The organism is Mesorhizobium sp. B2-5-4 (genome assembly GCF_006441095.1).
Classification (GTDB): Bacteria; Pseudomonadota; Alphaproteobacteria; order Rhizobiales; family Rhizobiaceae; genus Mesorhizobium; species Mesorhizobium salmacidum.
On sequence record NZ_VFUR01000029.1, the window covers coordinates 1 to 16,401 of the forward strand.

The following is a 16,401-nucleotide window of genomic DNA, read 5'->3' on the forward strand; positions in this document are numbered from 1 at the left end:
CAGCCACCGTATCAAGAAATGCGCCTGGAATGACGACTATCTCATCAATGCCATCACTCATATGCGATAGCCCTGCCGTTCACGGGGAGAAGGTGCCGGCAGGCGGATGAGGGGCAGCGCGACCGCCGGTGCTCAGTTCACCGTGCGCCTTGTCCCCGGCAGATCGAGCGAGAAGGCGGGGATTGCGATGTCGAACGTCTCGCCGCGCTTGTTGCGCATCGTGTAGCGTCCGACCATGATCCCGGACGGTGTCGAGAGCGGGCAGCCGGACGTATATTGATAGCTGTCGCCGGGATTGAGCTCCGGCTGGTCGCCGACAACGCCCGGCCCGCGCACTTCCTCGACCCGGCCAGCACCATCGGTGATGTGCCAGTAGCGCGACAACAACTGCACGAACTCGTCCGACTGGTTGTCGATCGTTATCTGATAGCCCCAGACATAGCGGTTCTCCGAGGGATCCGAACGGTCCTCGAGATAGAACGGCCTGACCTGCACTTCGATGTTGCGCGTCACGGCGCGGTACATGAGCGGCTCCAAACAATCCGACGATTTTCGACGCTCCCGGTGAGCAGGTCAACGTGCGCGTCTTGTCGCGCCCAGCCTTGAAGCGCAGGTGCCGACAAAGAATGTCATTTAAGTGACACACGACAATGGTGGTGTGCACGAACCGGGCGACTCGGCGCTCTGTCGAACTGTTGAAAACGGCCATGATGCGGGCCGCCTTTCCGGAGTGACCAGATCTCGATGGAACTCACCTTCATAGCCGCCTCGCTTTCGACCGCTCTCATCTTCTCAAACGCCGCCAGCATTTCGCTTGCCGCCTCACGGCTGAAACGGCGCGGCACGATCGCCCCGCCCGCCGGCAAGTCGCAACCGGTATCGATCGTCGTCCCGTCGCGGGGCGTCGAGGCATTCACGCATGAAACGCTGGAACGCGCCTTCGCGCTCGACTGGCCACATTATGAGCTGATCTTCTGCGTCGCCCATGCGGACGACCCGGTGGTCAAACTGATAAACAGGGCGATTGCCCGGTTTTCCAAGGTGCCGGCCCGGCTGCTGATTGGCGATGACCGTGTCAGCGCCAATCCAAAGCTCAACAATTGCGTCAAGGGCTGGGAAGCGGCGCGCCACAACTGGGTCATCCTTGCCGATTCCAACGTCTTGATGCCGAGGGACTATGTCCAGCACATGATGGCGGCATGGCGGCCCGACACCGGTCTTGTCTGCTCGACGCCGATCGGTTCGCGACCCGAGGGTTTCTGGGCCGATGTCGAATGCGCCTTCCTCAACACATTGCAGGCCCGCTGGCAGTATGCCGGCGAGGCGCTCGGCCTCGGCTTTGCCCAGGGCAAGAGCATGCTATGGAACAAGCCGATGCTGAACGCCAATGGCGGCATTCGCGCGCTGGCCGCCGAGATCGCCGAGGACGCCGCCGCCACCAAGCTGGTCAACGGCCTCGGGCTGCGCGTCAATCTCGTAGCGGCGCCCTTCGAGCAGCCGCTCGGCCAGCGCACCGTTGGCGAGATCTGGTCGCGCCAGGCCCGCTGGGCGCGCCTGCGCCGCGTCACCTTTCCGCTGTTCTTCGCGCCGGAACTCCTGACCGGCGCAGCGGTGCCTCTCGCGCTGGCGCTGGTTGCGGCGGCGAGCGCGGGCGTCAGCCTCTGGGCAACCGTGATTGCCATGTTGGCGGCCTTCTACCTTCCGGAATGCGCGCTGGCCTTGTCCAAGGGCTGGCATCTGTCGCCGCGCATGGTCGCGGCGATGATCGCGCGCGACGTGATGCTCCCGTCCATCTGGGCGCGCGGCTGGCTCGGCGGCGCCGTCGACTGGCGCGGCAATGCCATGACCATCCGCACCAAGGCGGCCGAATTGGAGGAGACGCCGTCGCGCGCCTGATCGCCGCGGACGACGCTCCTAAGCAGCTTATCTAGCGGCCTGCAAAGCCTGCGCGATGTCTTCCAGCAGGTCGTCGGCGTCCTCCAGGCCGACAGACAGCCTGAGCGTGCCAGGCCCGATGCCGAGTTCGGCGCGGGCCTCGTCGCTCAAATTCTTGTGCGTCGTCGTCGCGGGATGGGTGATCAGGCTCTTGGCATCGCCGAGATTGTTCGAGATCAGCACGATGTCGAGGGCGTTCTGCAGGGCGAAGGCCGCCGGCTTGCCACCCTTGACGTCGAGGCAAATCAGCGTCGAGCCGCCCGACATCTGCTTCTTGACGATATCAGCCTGCGGGTGGTCGGCGCGGCCGGGATAGATGACGCGAGCGATCTGCGGCTGCTCGGCCAGGAAGTCGGCGATCCTGCCGGCGCTTTCCGTCTGCTGGCGCACGCGCAGCGGCAGCGTCTCGAGGCCCTTCAGCAAGGTCCAGGCATTAAACGGCGACAGGCTGGGGCCGGTGTGGCGGAAATAGTCGTGCAGGTTTTCGTCGATCCACTTCTTGTCCGATAGTATGACACCGCCCAGACAGCGGCCCTGGCCGTCAATGTGCTTGGTGGCCGAGTAGACGACGATGTGCGCGCCAAGCTGCAACGGCTTCTGCTGCAGCGGCGTAGCGAAGACGTTGTCGACGACAAGCCGCGCGCCGATCGAGTTGGCAAGCGAGGCAACGGCCGCGATGTCGACGACTTCCAGCGTCGGATTGGTCGGGCTTTCCAGGAAGAACAGCTTGGTGTTCGGCCTGACCGCCTTTTCCCAATTGGCAATGTCGGTGCCGTCGACCAAAGTCGCCTCGATGCCATAGCGCGGCGCCAGCGTCTCGACCACCCAGCGGCAGGAGCCGAACAGCGCGCGCGCCGCCACTATATGGTCGCCAGCCTTGACGCTGCACAGCAGCGCCGCCGTCACCGCCGCCATGCCCGATGCCGTGGCGCGCGCGTCCTCGGCGCCTTCCAGCGCGCACATGCGCTTTTCGAACATGTCGACGGTCGGGTTGGCGTAACGCGAATAGATGAAGCCAGGCTCTTCGCCCTTGAAGCGGGCTTCCGCCGCCTGGGCGGTCTTGTAGACATAGCCCTGGGTCAGATACATCGCCTCGGAGGTTTCGCCGAAGCCGGAACGCAGGGTTCCGCCATGCACGAGTGCCGTCTGAGGTTTCCAGTTGCGCTTCTTGGTGCTCATCGCTTTGTTCCAGACACAAAAAAACCGGCCGCGAAAGTCGCAACCGGTCCATACGGCCTTGCGGCCCGACGGTCCTTTAGCGACTTGTTTAACGTGGCTGCAAGCCGACCGGCCAAATCACCACGGGATAACGACCCTTTAGACCCGCGCCACGCTTGCGTCAATTGCCGGCTTCATTAAGAGGTTTGTACCAAGGCAGGTTCCGCAAAGTGCCCAGCGGTTTGCGGCAAGAACCTGCAACAAAGGAGACCAGTCTTGGGGCGGAGCCAGACTTTGCGGCAGACAGGCATTCTTCCCGATCAGGACATTTCGGCGCTGTTCCAGTCCGGCGCGCTGAAGTCGCCGCGTGCGCTTGATGCCGACCAGATCCAGCCGGCTAGTCTTGATCTCAGATTGGGCGAAAAGGCCTGGCGGGTGCGGGCCTCGTTCCTGCCCGGTCCCAACCACAAGGTCTCGGAAAAGCTCGATCGGCTGCAGCTGCACGAGATTAGTCTGGCCGAAGGCGCGGTTCTCGAAACCGGCTGCGTCTATATCGTGCCGCTGCTCGAAAGCCTGGCCCTGCCGGCCGACATTTCGGCCTCGGCCAATCCAAAGAGCTCGACCGGTCGCCTCGACATCTTCACCCGCGTCATGACCGACCGTGGCCACGAGTTCGACAAGATCGCCGCCGGCTACAACGGTCCGCTCTATCTCGAAGTCAGCCCGCGCACCTTCCCGATCGTTGCGCGCACCGGTTCGCGCCTGTCTCAAATCCGCTTTCGCACCGGCAACGCGCTGCTTTCAGAAGCCGAACTGCATGAATTGCACAGCGCCGAGATGCTGGTCGCCACCGAGCCGCCAAACATTTCCGGAGGCGGCATCGCGCTGTCGATTGATCTCAACGGCGACAAGGATGGGCTGGTAGGCTATCGCGGCAAGCACCACACTGGCCTCATCGATGTCGACAAGCGTGCCGCCCAGGATGTCCTCGACTTCTGGGAGCCGATCCACAAGAGCGGCGCCGGCGAACTGGTGCTCGATCCCGACGAGTTCTACATCCTCGTCAGCCAGGAGGCGGTGCATGTGCCGCCGCTCTACGCCGCCGAGATGACGCCCTTCGATCCGCTGGTCGGCGAGTTCCGTGTCCACTATGCCGGATTTTTCGATCCGGGGTTCGGCCATTCGGCGGCCGGCGGCACCGGCAGCCGCGCGGTGCTCGAAGTGCGTAGCCACGAAGTGCCGTTCATCCTCGATCATGGCCAGATTGTCGGCCGGCTGGTCTACGAACACATGCTAAAGCGCCCGCAGGCGCTTTACGGGACCGATCTCGGCTCGAACTACCAGGCACAAGGCCTGAAGCTGTCCAAACATTTCCGCCCGCGCTGAACTCCCATTACCACCGGCCGATGCTTGCCCACGGGCAAGATTTAGAGGTCGAAATGGCCTCGCCCGCCCTTCGGGCCCCACCAGGGGAGAAGGCAGAGTTGGCGCCAGTTACAGCGCCTTCACCGCCACCTTCACCGGCTTTTCGATTTCCAGCGGGTTGCGCAGCGGCAGGCCGAAATCCCCGGCCTCGATCTCGAACACGTCGCCGGCTTCGGTCGTGACGCCGTCGGCGAAGGACAGCGTGGCCGTTCCGAACATATGCACATGCACATCGCCCGGCTGGCGGAACGCCGAATACTTGAAATGGTGGTGCTCGAGATTGGCGATGGTGTGCGACATGTTCGCTTCGCCCGACAGGAACGGCTTCTCCCACATTGTCCTGCCGTCGCGCACGATGCGTGACGTGCCGCGGATGTCCGAAGGCAGGTCGCCGATCAGAATTTCGGGCCCGAACGAGGCATTGCGCAGCTTGGAGTGGGCGAGGAACAGATAGTTCACGCGTTCGGTCACATGGTCCGAGAATTCGTTCGACAGCGTGAAGCCGACACGGAATGGCGCGCCGTCATCGCCGATGACATAGATCCCGGCGATCTCTGGTTCTTCGCCGGCATCCTTGGCAAAGGCCGGTGACATGAGTGCGGCACCAGGCGCGACCGCCATGGTACCGTTGCCCTTGTAGAACCATTCCGGCTGCACGCCGACCTGGCCTTTCGCGGGCTTGCCGCCTTCCAGTCCCATGCGGAACATCTTCATGGAATCGGTAAGTTGCTCCTCGCCGTCGGTGCTGAGCTTCTTGTGCATGGAATCGCGCGTCGCGGCCGAACCGAGATGCGTTAATCCCGTGCCGGTCAGATGCAGATGCGCCGGGTCGGGGTGATTGATCGGCGACAGGAGGCGGCCCCTCTTGTAGGCGGCGTCGAGATCGACCGTCTCGCCCAGTCCCTTGCGTTCGATCAGGGCCGTCAGGCCGACGCCGGTGCGGGCGGCCTCCATCGCCAGCGAATACACGCTGCGCGCTCCGTTGATGATCCGGGTCTTCCCGCCGCTGCGGGCAACGACACGGATCGTCTCGGCGTCGTCGAGAATCTGCGAGATCAGCATGATCAGTCCTCTCTCATTTATCTGTATCCGGCTGCCAATGGGCAAACCCTGACCGGCGCGGCGCGGGAACGCGCCACGGTTGAAACGTTTCGTCCGGATTGCGTTCGCGAACCTGGTCCTTCCGCGGACTTCTTGGTGCTGACGGGCCGCCGGCAGCTTCGCGATCTAGAACCCGTATGCCTCCTAGTCCTCGCCCCAGCCCTTAAGCCTTGTTCTTGTTGTAGACGTCGAAGATGACGGCCCCGAGCAGGACCAGTCCCTTGACCACCTGCTGCCAGTCGACATTGACGCCCATGATCGACATGCCGTTGTTCATCACGCCCATGATGAAGCCGCCGACCACAGCGCCGATGACCTGGCCGACGCCGCCCATCGCCGAGGCGCCGCCGATGAAGACGGCCGCGATGACGTCGAGCTCGCTGCCGAGGCCCGCTGCCGGCACGGCCTGGCCGAGACGCGCCGCGATGATCAGGCCGCCGAGCGCCGACAGCACGCCCATATTGACGAACACCAGGAGCGTCAGGCGCTCGGTGTTGATGCCCGACAGTTGCGCCGCCTTGGCGTTGCCACCCATGGCGTAGATGCGGCGGCCAATGGTCATGCGCTTGGTGACGAAGACGAACAATGAAATCAGCACGCCCATCACCAGCAGCACGATCGGCAGGCCCCGATAAGTCGCGAACTGGAAGACCAGGAACAGCGCCAGCGCGCTGCCTACCAGGATCTTGATGACGAACAGCGTGAAAGGCTCGGCCTCATAACCGTGGCGTTCGCGCTTGCGCCGCGCCCTGAAGCCGAAATAGGCGTAGGCGAGCACCGCGATCACGCCCAGCACGATCGTCGTCATGTGCAGCGTGAGCCCGCTACCCAAAATAGTCTTGCCGGCGGCATTCACCGTCGGTGGGATCAGCGTCAGCGGGCCGATTACGTCCGGGATGAAGCCGGAACTCAATGCCTTGAAACTGTCGGGAAGCGGACCGACCGAGGAGCCACCGCCAAGCAGCGCCTGGCAAATGCCGCGGAAGATCAGCATGCCGGCGAGCGTCACGATGAAACTTGGTATGCGGTGATAGGCGATCCAGTAGCCTTGCGCCCCACCGATCAACCCACCGACGATCAGGCAGACGATCGAGACCACGAGCGGGTTGCTGAACATGCCAAGCGGCCAAATGACCATCATCATGGCGGCAAGTGCGCCGATGAAGCCGGCGACCGATCCTACGCTGAGATCGATGTAGCCGGCGACGATGACCAGCAGCATGCCGAGCGCCATCACGATGATGAACGAGTTCTGCTGCACCAGGTTGCTGAGGTTGACCGGTTTGAACAGCGTTCCCGACGTCGTGTACTGGAAGAACAGCATGATGACGATCAGCGCGATGATCAGGCCGTATTCGCGCAGGTTCGTCGTCAGCGCCGAGACGGCGATGCGAGGACCCTGCTTGACGTCCTCGGCGGTGCCGCTTTGCGGCGCGGGAGCGCTGTCTGTGCTCATGATGCTTTTCCTTCTCCGCGAACAATGGCGCGCATGATTTTTTCCTGGCTGGCGTCGCTTGCCGCCATCTCGCCGACGATGCGCCCTTCGTTCATGACATATATTCTGTCCGAGATGCCGAGCAGTTCCGGCATTTCCGATGAGATGACGATGATCGCCTTGCCCTCGGCGGCGAGGCGAGCGATGATTGTATAGATTTCGTACTTGGCACCGACGTCAATGCCGCGCGTCGGCTCGTCGAGGATCAGAACTTCCGGGTCGGCGAACAGCCATTTCGATAGCACCACCTTCTGCTGGTTGCCGCCCGAGAGATTGCCGGTCAGCTGATAGACGCTGGATGCGCGGATATTGGTCTTTTTGCGATAATCGTTGGCGACGCTCATTTCGCGCATATCGTCGATGACGCCGCCATTGGAAACGCCGGCGAGGTTGGCCAACGTCACATTGTGCTTGATGTGGTCAATGAGGTTCAGCCCATAGGTTTTGCGGTCTTCGGTGACGTAGGCGATGCCGTTCTGCACCGCCTTGCCCACTGTCGAAAGGTCCACGGGCTTGCCGTTGAGCAGCACCTCGCCGCTGATGCGCCGGCCATAGGAGCGACCGAACAGGCTCATGGCGAATTCGGTGCGGCCGGCGCCCATCAGCCCGGCGATGCCGACAACTTCGCCCTTGCGCACCTTGAGGTCGATGCTCTTGATCACTTGCCGTTCGGCATGGATCGGGTGGTAGACGGACCAGTCCTTGACCTCGAAAATGACGTCGCCGATATGAGGCTCGCGCGGCGGGTAGCGATCGTCGAGGGACCGGCCGACCATGGAGGTGATGATCCGGTCCTCGCTGATGTCCTTCCTCGGCAATGTCTCGATCGTGCGCCCGTCGCGGATGACCGTCACCTTGTCGGCGACGCGGTTCACCTCATTGAGCTTATGGGAGATCAGGATTGAGGTCATGCCCTGCCGCTTGAACTCAAGTAAAAGATCGAGCAGCGCCTGGCTGTCCTTCTCGCTGAGCGATGCCGTCGGCTCATCGAGGATCAGGAGCTTCACTTCCTTGCTGAGTGCCTTGGCGATCTCGACCAACTGCTGCTTGCCGACGCCGATATGGGTGATCAGCGTCTTGGGGTCTTCCTTGAGCCCGACTTTCTTCAAAAGCCCGGACGTGCGTGCCTCGTTGGCGTCCCAGTCGATGACGCCGTAGCTGGCGTGCTCGTTGCCGAGGAAAATGTTCTCGGCGATCGACAGCATCGGCACCAGCGCAAGTTCCTGGTGGATGATGACAATGCCCTTGTGTTCGCTGTCATGGATGCCTTTGAAATGGCATTCCTGGCCCTGAAAAATGATCTGGCCATCATAGGTCCCGGAGGGATAGACGCCCGACAGCACCTTCATCAGGGTCGACTTGCCGGCGCCATTTTCGCCGACCACGGCGTGGATCTCGCCTTCCTCTACGCTGAGGTTGACGTTCGAGAGCGCCTTCACGCCGGGGAACGTCTTGGTGATGTCGCGCATCTCCAAAATCGTCGAGGTCATCAGGACAAGCTCCTAGGAGGCCGGTAAAACCCATACCGGGGTCGCTTTCAACGAAAAGGGGCCCTGCGTTGCGCAGGACCCCTGACTTTATAACCGAAATTACTTCAGGTCTTCGGCCTTGATGTAGCCGGAGTCGACGACCAGCGCCTGGTAGTTCGACTTGTCGACTTCATGCGGCGTCAACAGGATCGAGGGAACGACCTTGACGTCGTTGTTGTAGGTCTTTTCATCGAGGCCTTCCGGCTTGCCGCCCGAGAGCACCTTGTCGACCAGCTGCACCGTGGCCTTGGCCAGTTCGCGGGTGTCCTTGAACACGGTCGAGTACTGCTCGCCCGAGATGATCAGCTTGACCGAGGCGGTCTCGGCGTCCTGGCCGGTCACGATCGGCCAGGGCTGTGCCTCCGTGCCGTACCCGACAGCGCGCAGCGAGGCGGTGATGCCGCGCGACAGGCCGTCATAGGGCGACAGGACGCCATCGACGCGGCTGCCGTCCGAGTAGTTGGCCGACAGGAGGTTGTCCATGCGTGCCTGGGCGGTTGCCGCGAGCCAGCGCAGCGTGCCGACCTTGTCCATGCCGGTCTGGCCGGACTTGATCTTGATCGAGCCGTTGTCGATCAGCGGCTGCAGGACGGAGATTGCGCCATTGTAGAAGAAGAAGGCGTTGTTGTCGTCGGGCGAGCCGCCGAACAGTTCGACGTTCCACGGCTTGGTGTTCGGGAAACGCTCCTTGAGCCCCTTGACCAGCGAATTCGCCTGGATCACGCCGACGCCGAAATTGTCGAAAGTGGTGTAATAGTCGACATTGGCGGTCTTCTTGATCAGGCGGTCATAGGCGACGACGACGACGCCCGCGTCGTTGGCCTTCTGCAGCGCATCCGACAGGGTGGTGCCGTCGATCGAGGCGATGATCAGCGCCTTCGGGCCCTTGGTGATTTCATTTTCCAGCTGGCTGAGCTGGTTGGGGATGTCGTCCTGCGCGTACTGCAGGTCGACGGTGTAGCCGAGAGCCTCGAGCTGGGATTTGACGGCGTCGCCGTCATTGATCCAGCGCTGCGAGGTCTTGGTCGGCATCAGCACGCCGACAAGACCCTTGTCGGCCGCGTGCGCCTGATAGCTCATGGCAGCGATGCCAAGGGCCGCGACGGCGGCCAGCGTTTTGATGATCTTCAACTTACTCTCCCTGGTTGATGGACGCGACACCTCGGGGCTTCGCGGGCCGCGCAGCCAGACAGGAGCGCAAACGCGCCGCTGTCGGCTTTATCGATCTCCGGTATCCTCCCAATCGGCTCCGCGATGCAGTTTCAATCGATACGATTTTGGTCGTTACCGCCCTTGCACCCCGGAACGCGCGAAGGGTGGGTCGCTTTGCCATAACTGTCAAATGCGATCTTTGGTGGTTGCTATACCGAAACCGGTATGATCTAGCATGCGAAAAGGAACCGGCGGAAGGGCTGGAAGATCATGGCGGCATTGCGCGATCCCGATGCGATTCCTGTAAGTTACGAGAAGCTCCCGGGCAATGGGGAGACACTCCTGCGCAGTGGCTTGAGCTTGCGCCACATGCGCATGATCGCCGCCCTCGACGATCACGGACGGGTGAGCGCCGCGGCCCAGGTCATGAACATCTCCCAGCCGGCCGCCTCGCGCATGATCGCCGAGATGGAGGCGGTGCTCGACGTGAAGCTGTGCGAACGGCTGCCGCGCGGCGTGACCCTCACCCCCTATGGCCAGGCGCTCGCCAGGCGGGCCCGCTCGATCCTGCTCGAGATGCGCGAAGCCGACCGCGAGATTGCCGAGCTCAAGGCCGGCAAGGGCGGTTCGGTGTTCCTCGGCGCCGTGACCGCGCCGGCGATCGAATTGGCCGTGCCGGCGATTCGCGAGATCCGCCGCATCTACCCGCGCATCGAGATCACCATGCAGGTCGAAACCTCCAATGTGCTCGCCCGCGAGCTGATCGCCTCGCGCCACGACTTCATCATCGCCCGCATTCCCGACGACCTCAATCCGCGGCTGTTCGAATCCCGCGTGATCGGCGTCGAGAAAGCCTGCCTGATCGTGCGCCGCGGCCACCCGCTCGCGAGGGGTAATGTGGTGCGTCTGGAAGACACCGCTGCCTATGACTGGGTCTTCCAGTCAGGCGGTTCGCCCTTGCGCCAGGCGATGGAGAGCAATTTCCTGAACCGCAACATCGCGCTGCCGGACCGGATCTTGAATACCAGCTCGCTGCTGCTCACGCTGGTCATGGTCGCTCAATCCGATGCCATAGCGCCGGTCTCGGTGCAGGTGGCGAAGTTCATCCAGAACCCGGACGGACTTGCCGGCGCCATCGACGTCGTCCAGACCGAGTTCGACATCGAGGTCAGGCCCTACAGCCTGATCACGGTCAGGAATCGCGTACTGTCACCGGCGGCCAAGATGCTGCATGATTTCATCCTGCGTGAAGTGGGGTGATGGAACGAGAACCACCTCCGCGCGTTCAAAACCGATCGGCATGCGCGCTGGAGCCTGTTTCGGGCGAGGGAACGAGGTGTCGGTAGTTAACAGCTCGGGAGGTTTTTATGGAACGTCGGTTGTTTCTTGCTGGAATGCTTGGCGTTGCGGGGGCGGTTGCGTTTGCAAGCGTGGCCCGACCCGGCCGCGCGCTTGCCGGTGTTCCCCAGGGCAATGGAATTCTCGATGAGTTGGACAAGCCGGATCCGGCTGTCTTCGAAGGGGATGACGAGGTCGAACTGGAGCAGGTCTCCCACCGCCGTTGGCATCGCTGGAGACATCATGGTCCCGATGGCTACTGGCGTCGGCGCCATGGACGCCGCCGCGGCTGGAGACGGGTTTGCCGCAGCTACTGGCGCCACGGACGCCGCCGCGTCCGCTGCTGGCGCGAGCGCGTCTGGCTCGGCGTCTGGCTGTAATCGCTTCTGGCTGACGTCAAAGGCGGCCACCGCAGCGTGGCCGGCCTTTGCGCGTATCTTCAGGGCTCTTCGAGCCCAAGGCGCGGCGTTGATTACCCAGTTGTAACGTGTTTGGGCCTGCATTCTGCCTTAGCCTAAGGTCGAATCGACGGAACCATATAGGCCTTTGTCCGTTGAGGCGCTGTTTAAGCGGAGCTTTGACCATGGCGGGGGACCATCAAGAAGAACGGCATTCTGCAATCGACATGACGCGGGCCGCGGATCATCGGCACGCATGAAGGGCGTCGCGATACTGACCGAAGCCCGCAGCGGCTCCGAATGGCTTGGCAGCCTCACAAACAGCACGGGATTGTTCGGCAAGTCGGCCGAGTGGCTCGACACGACCAATCTGGGGTGCAAGCCGAAATCCTTCGATGATCTGCTGTCCGCCGTGATCCATCGCGGCAGGACTGCGAACGGCACGTTCGCCGTGAAGCTGTTTCCACGGCACCTTCACTGGTCGCAGGCCAAATACGGAGCCGACTTCCTGGCGGAATGCGGCCGGCGCCATGACATGGGTCTGGTCCTGCTGGAGCGACGGGACCGTCTTCGCCAAGCGATTTCCTATTGCCGGGCAAAGGCGTCGGGCCATTGGAGAAGCACGATGGGCGGCGCGGATCTGGTTCCGCAATACGACTTCGCCGGTATCTGCCAGGCCTATTTCCTGATCGAGCAGAGCTATGCCTTCTGGGAGGCTTACCTGCGGTTGGCCGATCTGCATTACGATCGCTTTTTCTATGAGGATCTGTTGGACGATCCTCGTCCTTACGTCGCGTCGGTGGCCCGGCAGTTGTCGGTGGAAATGCCGGACGGAGAGTTCGAGACGAATTTGCGCCTGCAGCGGGACGACCTCACCGAAGATTGGGCGGAGCGGTTCCGCAACGACGTCAAATCGGAAGACCTGCTGGCGCATCTGCCCAGGAAGGTGGCGCCGCGGAATATCAACAACCTCGCCCGGTTCCTCCTCAAGAAGCAGATGCGAATCGGCCAAGCCTAGGCTCACCGACAGTGCTGCCAAATGGACGGGTTCCGCCTAGGCCAACGGACTCTTGGCTTCAGGGTGGAGCGGGTAGCGGGAATCGAACCCGCGCGTTCAGCTTGGGAAGCTGACAGGCTACCATTACATCATACCCGCGCTGCAGCCTCGTTATCATGACGGCATGGCTTGGGGCAATCGCAAACCGGTCTCACAATGCGGGCTTCGCCAGCTCACCGGTGACGGTCGGCGCCGGCTCCCTGGCCTTTGCGACATCGCCGCCGGCGGCGAAGCTCGGCCAGTATTTCGAGATGGCCAGCGTCGCGCCGGCGGAAGAGAAATGCCCATAGTCGAAATAGAGAAACTGCTTGCTAGTGGCATCCTCATAGGAACAGCCGATGGCGTCGCACAGATAGGTAAGTGGATCGATGAAGGTCGCGCCCTTGGCGAAGAGCTGCACCTGCTTGTTGATGTCGGGATCCATGGCCATCGGCCAGGATGTGTTCGCGGCGCCTTCGTGTTTAGCAAAGAAAGCGACCTTCTGGACGTCGGCGATGAACTCCGGAGACTGGCCGATGACATAGACCTTGACACCCATGTCGCGCAGGCGGTCGATCGTCGTCTGCAGTCCGTCGAAGCCCCTGGCCTGGTAGTCCGTCCATCGGCCGCTCAGGATCACCGCCTGGATCTTGGCATCGCGGATGATCGACAGCGCCCGTTCGTTGAAGCGGGTGCAGGTTGGCCTGGCGTAGGAAAAATAACTGAGGTTGGGTGGACAGCCGGCATAGGTATATTGGATGACGTTGGCCTGGATTTTCTGCGCGTTGGCCTCCAGGCCCGAAACGTAGTGAGCCGCGAAGGAATCGCCCCACAGCAGCACATTGGTGGGAAAGCCATGCGTGCGCGTGCAGTCGGCAAGGTTCCAATTCTCGATCCGGCTCGTACCCTCGTTGAAGCAGACGCCATTGCGCCAGTCGTCCACCACGATCCGTTGCGTCGAGAAATCGGGGAACCGCTGCGGAAAGCCCTTGCCGAGCACACCGGCCAGGCCGCCGACGCACAGCAGGGCGATCGCCGTCGCCGAAAAGGCAAAGATCGGCAGCGGGGCGGTGAAGGTTCGCTTCTGCCGGAAAGGCTGCTCGACATATTTCCACGAGAAGGTCGCGAGGGCGAAGCTGGCCACCGTCATCGCGACGATCGTCGGCACCGAGATGGCTTTCAGCGAGAGGTAATGGACGAAGGAATTGATCGGCCAGTGAACAAGATAGAGCGAATAGGAGATGAGGCCGACCCAGACCATCGGAGCGAATTGAAGCACACGCGTGGCGACAGGCACGGGCCGGTCCGCATGATTCTGGCCCGCGTAGATGAGCAGGGCCGTTCCGATGCAGGGAAACAGGGCATTGTAGCCGGGAAACGGATCGCTTTCCGAAATCGTGAGGAAACCGAATGCGAGCAGGGCAAAGCCTGCAAGACCGACCAGTTCCGTTGCCGTCCGGTTGGCAAGTGGCGGCGGCTTTTTCAGCATCAGCATGGCACCCAGCGCCAGCTCCCAGGCGCGTGTCGGCAAGAGGTAGAAGCCGGCGGTCGGCGCCATCGTGGTCGCCATGACCGCCAGGGCAAAACTGCCGATGGCGATCGGCAGAAGTATCGTCAACCAGCGCTTCGAGGCATACCGGTAGATCAGATACACAAGGATCGGCGCGAAGATGTAATACTGCTCCTCGACCGAAAGCGACCATGTGTGCAGCAGCGGCCGCAGTTCGGCGTCGATCGAAAAATAGTTCGTCGTCTTCCAGAAATAGATGTTCGACCAGAAGGTCGAGGCCGCAATCACGCTGAGGCTGAATTCGTGCAGATCCGACGGCAACAGGATGAACCAGGCCGCAATGCTAGCAAGCAGGATGACGAAGGTCAGTGCCGGCAGGATGCGCCGTGCACGACGCCAGTAGAAGCGTCCGATCGAGAACTGGCCGCGTTCGAGATCATCCAGCAGGCTGCCGCTGATCAGGTAGCCCGATATCACAAAGAAAATATCGACGCCGGTGAAGCCCCCGGGAATGGCGGATACGCCGAAATGGAAAAGCACCACGGGCAGCACTGCAACGGCCCGCAGACCATCGATGTCGCGCCTGTAATTCATTCGACCGGTCCGTACGCGGTGACCCGCGGTGGCCATGCGGCGCCGCCTGACATGCCCGTCATAAGGCAATCCCCATTGTGCGAAAAACCTTGGCTCGTAGGCCTCACGGACTGTGCTATGCAGCACAACTTTGCTGCAGTGCAACATCCGTGTCAAGGCGAATAGCAGGCCTTCGAACGCTGGCTACGCCGGTTTTGTGGGATCGGTGATTCAGTTGCTGGGCAGGTAGATCACGGCATAATCGTCCGCGTAGGCCCGCTTCCAGCCCAGTTCATTGAAGAAGGGGATTCGGGTGTCATCGGCCGTAAGCAATGCCCAGCCGATGGCGTATTTCTTCAACTGGGCCTCCAGCAGCGGCTTTCCGTCGCTGTGCCCCGTTGCATCATCCGTTTTCGTGAATCCGCCAAGGAACAACTGGTCCGTCCTGCCGTCGATATAAGTCTTGATGTCGTGGAAAATCAGCGTGCCGCCGAAATTGTAGGAATTCAGCACATTGCCGGACAGGTGGTGATCCCGCGCGAAAGCAAGGGCGCCGCTGGCTGATGTCGCCGGGCTCGGCGCGACCTGGTAGGCACTGCCGAGGATCGAGACCGCACCGACCAGCAAGACAGCCATCGCGCCGCAGATAGCATAGAACCGGCTGGCGAAGAGTTTTTCCAGCCCGTCGCGCTTCTCCGCCAGCCAGGCCGTGGTCGAGAGCGAAGGATATTGCTGTGCGATCTCGACCGCGATGACCAACGGAATCAGCAGGAAGGGCAGATATACAAATCGCAGATGGGCGAGATAGACATGCAAGGTGAAGACGATGAACAACGCCTTGGCCCAGCCGATCCGCGGCCTTGACACCAACAGCCCGAAAATCGCCAACAACATCGCCGCTTCCTGGAAGAGTTGCTCCTGGGCATTGAACGGGTTCCATTCCAGGATGAGCGGAACAGCCTCATTGCCATAGGCCACGGTGAGCGTGGCCAGGATGGCTTTCACGCCATAGGGATGCAGCAGGCTGACCAACGGACAGAGCAGGCCGAAAACGACCCATTTTACCAGGAGGGAGGGTTTAGAGAGACCCGCGCGCGCCAGCAGATCGAGCCCGGCAAAGGCCGCGATGATGAAGCTCAGGGTAAACGTGGCATGCAGGTTCGCCCACAATACGACTATCACGAGCAGCCACGGCGGTGGGGCTCTCTCTTCTCGCGCGGCACGAAACAGCATTGCCGTCCAGACGACGATGATCGGTAAGGTGAAGACATGGGGGCGCGCGGTATAGATCGGGGCGATCAGGAGGGCCGCGGCGAGGGCAAGCGCTATCGCCAATATCGGCTTCAGCCATGCGCTGAGGAACCATCCCATCAGGAAGACCGTCAGGCCGATCGTGGCGATGATCAGTGTGACGACGCCATTCCAGCCACCCGCGCGGTAGGCAAGGGCCAGCAAGACTTGCCCCAGCCATTCCTTGGCGATCCAGGGCTGGCCGGTAAAAGTGTGGGAATAGGGGTCGACGGTTGGAAATGTCCGGTTTTCCAGGAAATCCAGCCCGACCTTCACTTGCCACCAATTGTCGGGATCCTGCAGGATCGCGCCGGCAAAGGCCGTGAGCAGATAGGCCACGGCGCAAGCGCAGAAAAGGCAGAATATCAGCCTGATGCGTTGCGCGTCCCCGAGCGACGGCGTGGCGGTCGCGATAGCGGCGGCCTGGTTCACGTCAAGGCTCCGGGCGAACACATCCTGCC

At 62.0% G+C, this 16,401-nt stretch carries 13 protein-coding genes, 1 tRNA gene and 1 riboswitch; of the genes, 4 read left to right on the plus strand and 10 right to left on the minus strand.

The window, feature by feature from the left end:
• Positions 1 to 132: 132 nt before the first annotated feature.
• Positions 133 to 525, minus strand: coding sequence for a Co2+/Mg2+ efflux protein ApaG (apaG, locus tag FJ492_RS25975; RefSeq protein ID WP_027146773.1), 393 nt, complete (start codon positions 523 to 525; stop codon positions 133 to 135).
• 219 nt (positions 526 to 744) lie between these two features.
• Between apaG and FJ492_RS25980 the strand changes: the two genes are divergently transcribed.
• On the plus strand, positions 745 to 1,896 hold the full coding sequence (locus FJ492_RS25980; RefSeq protein WP_140752743.1) for a ceramide glucosyltransferase: 1,152 nt from the start codon (positions 745 to 747) through the stop codon (positions 1,894 to 1,896).
• A 27-nt stretch (positions 1,897 to 1,923) separates the two neighbouring features.
• Here FJ492_RS25980 and FJ492_RS25985 read toward each other — a convergent pair whose 3' ends face one another.
• A complete protein-coding gene (locus FJ492_RS25985; RefSeq protein ID WP_140507551.1) occupies positions 1,924 to 3,114 on the minus strand; it encodes an O-succinylhomoserine sulfhydrylase in 1,191 nt (396 codons plus the stop codon).
• 56 nt (positions 3,115 to 3,170) lie between these two features.
• A riboswitch (SAM riboswitch) is annotated at positions 3,171 to 3,248 on the minus strand.
• A 139-nt stretch (positions 3,249 to 3,387) separates the two neighbouring features.
• Between FJ492_RS25985 and FJ492_RS25990 the strand changes: the two genes are divergently transcribed.
• Positions 3,388 to 4,479, plus strand: coding sequence for a 2'-deoxycytidine 5'-triphosphate deaminase (locus FJ492_RS25990; protein WP_140773053.1), 1,092 nt, complete (start codon positions 3,388 to 3,390; stop codon positions 4,477 to 4,479).
• 108 nt (positions 4,480 to 4,587) lie between these two features.
• Here the strand turns inward: FJ492_RS25990 and araD1 are convergent, their stop codons facing one another.
• The 4 genes from araD1 to chvE all read right to left on the minus strand — a co-directional run bounded on the left by araD1 (position 4,588) and on the right by chvE (position 9,774).
• Entirely contained in the window at positions 4,588 to 5,580 is a 993-nt protein-coding gene (gene araD1, locus FJ492_RS25995; RefSeq protein ID WP_140507549.1) for an AraD1 family protein, read from the minus strand.
• A gap of 202 nt (positions 5,581 to 5,782) precedes the next feature.
• Complete coding sequence (mmsB, locus tag FJ492_RS26000) at positions 5,783 to 7,075, minus strand: multiple monosaccharide ABC transporter permease (protein WP_027145661.1); 1,293 nt, start codon at positions 7,073 to 7,075, stop codon at positions 5,783 to 5,785.
• A complete protein-coding gene (mmsA, locus tag FJ492_RS26005; RefSeq protein WP_027145662.1) occupies positions 7,072 to 8,604 on the minus strand; it encodes a multiple monosaccharide ABC transporter ATP-binding protein in 1,533 nt (510 codons plus the stop codon). Before mmsA ends, mmsB begins: the two co-directional genes overlap by 4 nt.
• Before the next feature lie 99 nt (positions 8,605 to 8,703).
• Positions 8,704 to 9,774 carry a multiple monosaccharide ABC transporter substrate-binding protein gene (chvE, locus tag FJ492_RS26010; RefSeq protein ID WP_140773007.1) on the minus strand — a complete coding sequence of 357 codons (1,071 nt, stop codon included), beginning with the start codon at positions 9,772 to 9,774 and terminating at the stop codon, positions 8,704 to 8,706.
• A gap of 291 nt (positions 9,775 to 10,065) precedes the next feature.
• On the opposite strand from chvE, the gene FJ492_RS26015 reads away from it, so the two are divergent.
• Positions 10,066 to 11,055 carry a LysR family transcriptional regulator gene (locus FJ492_RS26015; RefSeq protein WP_140507545.1) on the plus strand — a complete coding sequence of 330 codons (990 nt, stop codon included), beginning with the start codon at positions 10,066 to 10,068 and terminating at the stop codon, positions 11,053 to 11,055.
• 86 nt (positions 11,056 to 11,141) lie between these two features.
• On the opposite strand, the gene FJ492_RS28920 is transcribed toward FJ492_RS26015, so the two are convergent.
• Positions 11,142 to 11,636, minus strand: coding sequence for a hypothetical protein (locus FJ492_RS28920; protein ID WP_181166762.1), 495 nt, complete (start codon positions 11,634 to 11,636; stop codon positions 11,142 to 11,144).
• 151 nt (positions 11,637 to 11,787) lie between these two features.
• On the opposite strand from FJ492_RS28920, the gene FJ492_RS26025 reads away from it, so the two are divergent.
• A complete protein-coding gene (locus FJ492_RS26025) occupies positions 11,788 to 12,549 on the plus strand; it encodes a Stf0 family sulfotransferase (RefSeq protein WP_140752737.1) in 762 nt (253 codons plus the stop codon).
• A gap of 64 nt (positions 12,550 to 12,613) precedes the next feature.
• Here FJ492_RS26025 and FJ492_RS26030 read toward each other — a convergent pair.
• The 3 genes from FJ492_RS26030 to FJ492_RS26040 form a co-directional block, all read right to left on the minus strand.
• Positions 12,614 to 12,687, minus strand: a tRNA-Gly gene (locus FJ492_RS26030).
• Positions 12,688 to 12,739: 52 nt separating this feature from the next.
• Positions 12,740 to 14,671, minus strand: a complete 1,932-nt coding sequence (locus tag FJ492_RS26035) for an acyltransferase family protein (protein WP_140716193.1) — start codon at positions 14,669 to 14,671, stop codon at positions 12,740 to 12,742.
• Between the two features lie 210 nt (positions 14,672 to 14,881).
• Positions 14,882 to 16,372: a hypothetical protein gene (locus tag FJ492_RS26040; protein ID WP_140773010.1), complete on the minus strand. Its 1,491-nt coding sequence runs from the start codon at positions 16,370 to 16,372 to the stop codon at positions 14,882 to 14,884.
• Positions 16,373 to 16,401: the final 29 nt, after the last annotated feature.

What these genes read in the sequence shown, in the direction of transcription:
- FJ492_RS25980 (WP_140752743.1), top strand. Translation starts at nt 745, where the DNA reads ATGGAACTCACCTTCATAGCCGCCTCGCTTTCGACCGCTCTCATCTTC.
- mmsB (WP_027145661.1), bottom strand. Translation starts at nt 7,075, where the DNA reads ATGAGCACAGACAGCGCTCCCGCGCCGCAAAGCGGCACCGCCGAGGAC.
- FJ492_RS26025 (WP_140752737.1), top strand. Translation starts at nt 11,788, where the DNA reads ATGAAGGGCGTCGCGATACTGACCGAAGCCCGCAGCGGCTCCGAATGG.
- FJ492_RS28920 (WP_181166762.1), bottom strand. Translation starts at nt 11,636, where the DNA reads ATGCAGGCCCAAACACGTTACAACTGGGTAATCAACGCCGCGCCTTGG.
- araD1 (WP_140507549.1), bottom strand. Translation starts at nt 5,580, where the DNA reads ATGCTGATCTCGCAGATTCTCGACGACGCCGAGACGATCCGTGTCGTT.
- FJ492_RS25985 (WP_140507551.1), bottom strand. Translation starts at nt 3,114, where the DNA reads ATGAGCACCAAGAAGCGCAACTGGAAACCTCAGACGGCACTCGTGCAT.
- mmsA (WP_027145662.1), bottom strand. Translation starts at nt 8,604, where the DNA reads ATGACCTCGACGATTTTGGAGATGCGCGACATCACCAAGACGTTCCCC.
- FJ492_RS26035 (WP_140716193.1), bottom strand. Translation starts at nt 14,671, where the DNA reads ATGAATTACAGGCGCGACATCGATGGTCTGCGGGCCGTTGCAGTGCTG.
- FJ492_RS26015 (WP_140507545.1), top strand. Translation starts at nt 10,066, where the DNA reads ATGGCGGCATTGCGCGATCCCGATGCGATTCCTGTAAGTTACGAGAAG.
- apaG (WP_027146773.1), bottom strand. Translation starts at nt 525, where the DNA reads ATGTACCGCGCCGTGACGCGCAACATCGAAGTGCAGGTCAGGCCGTTC.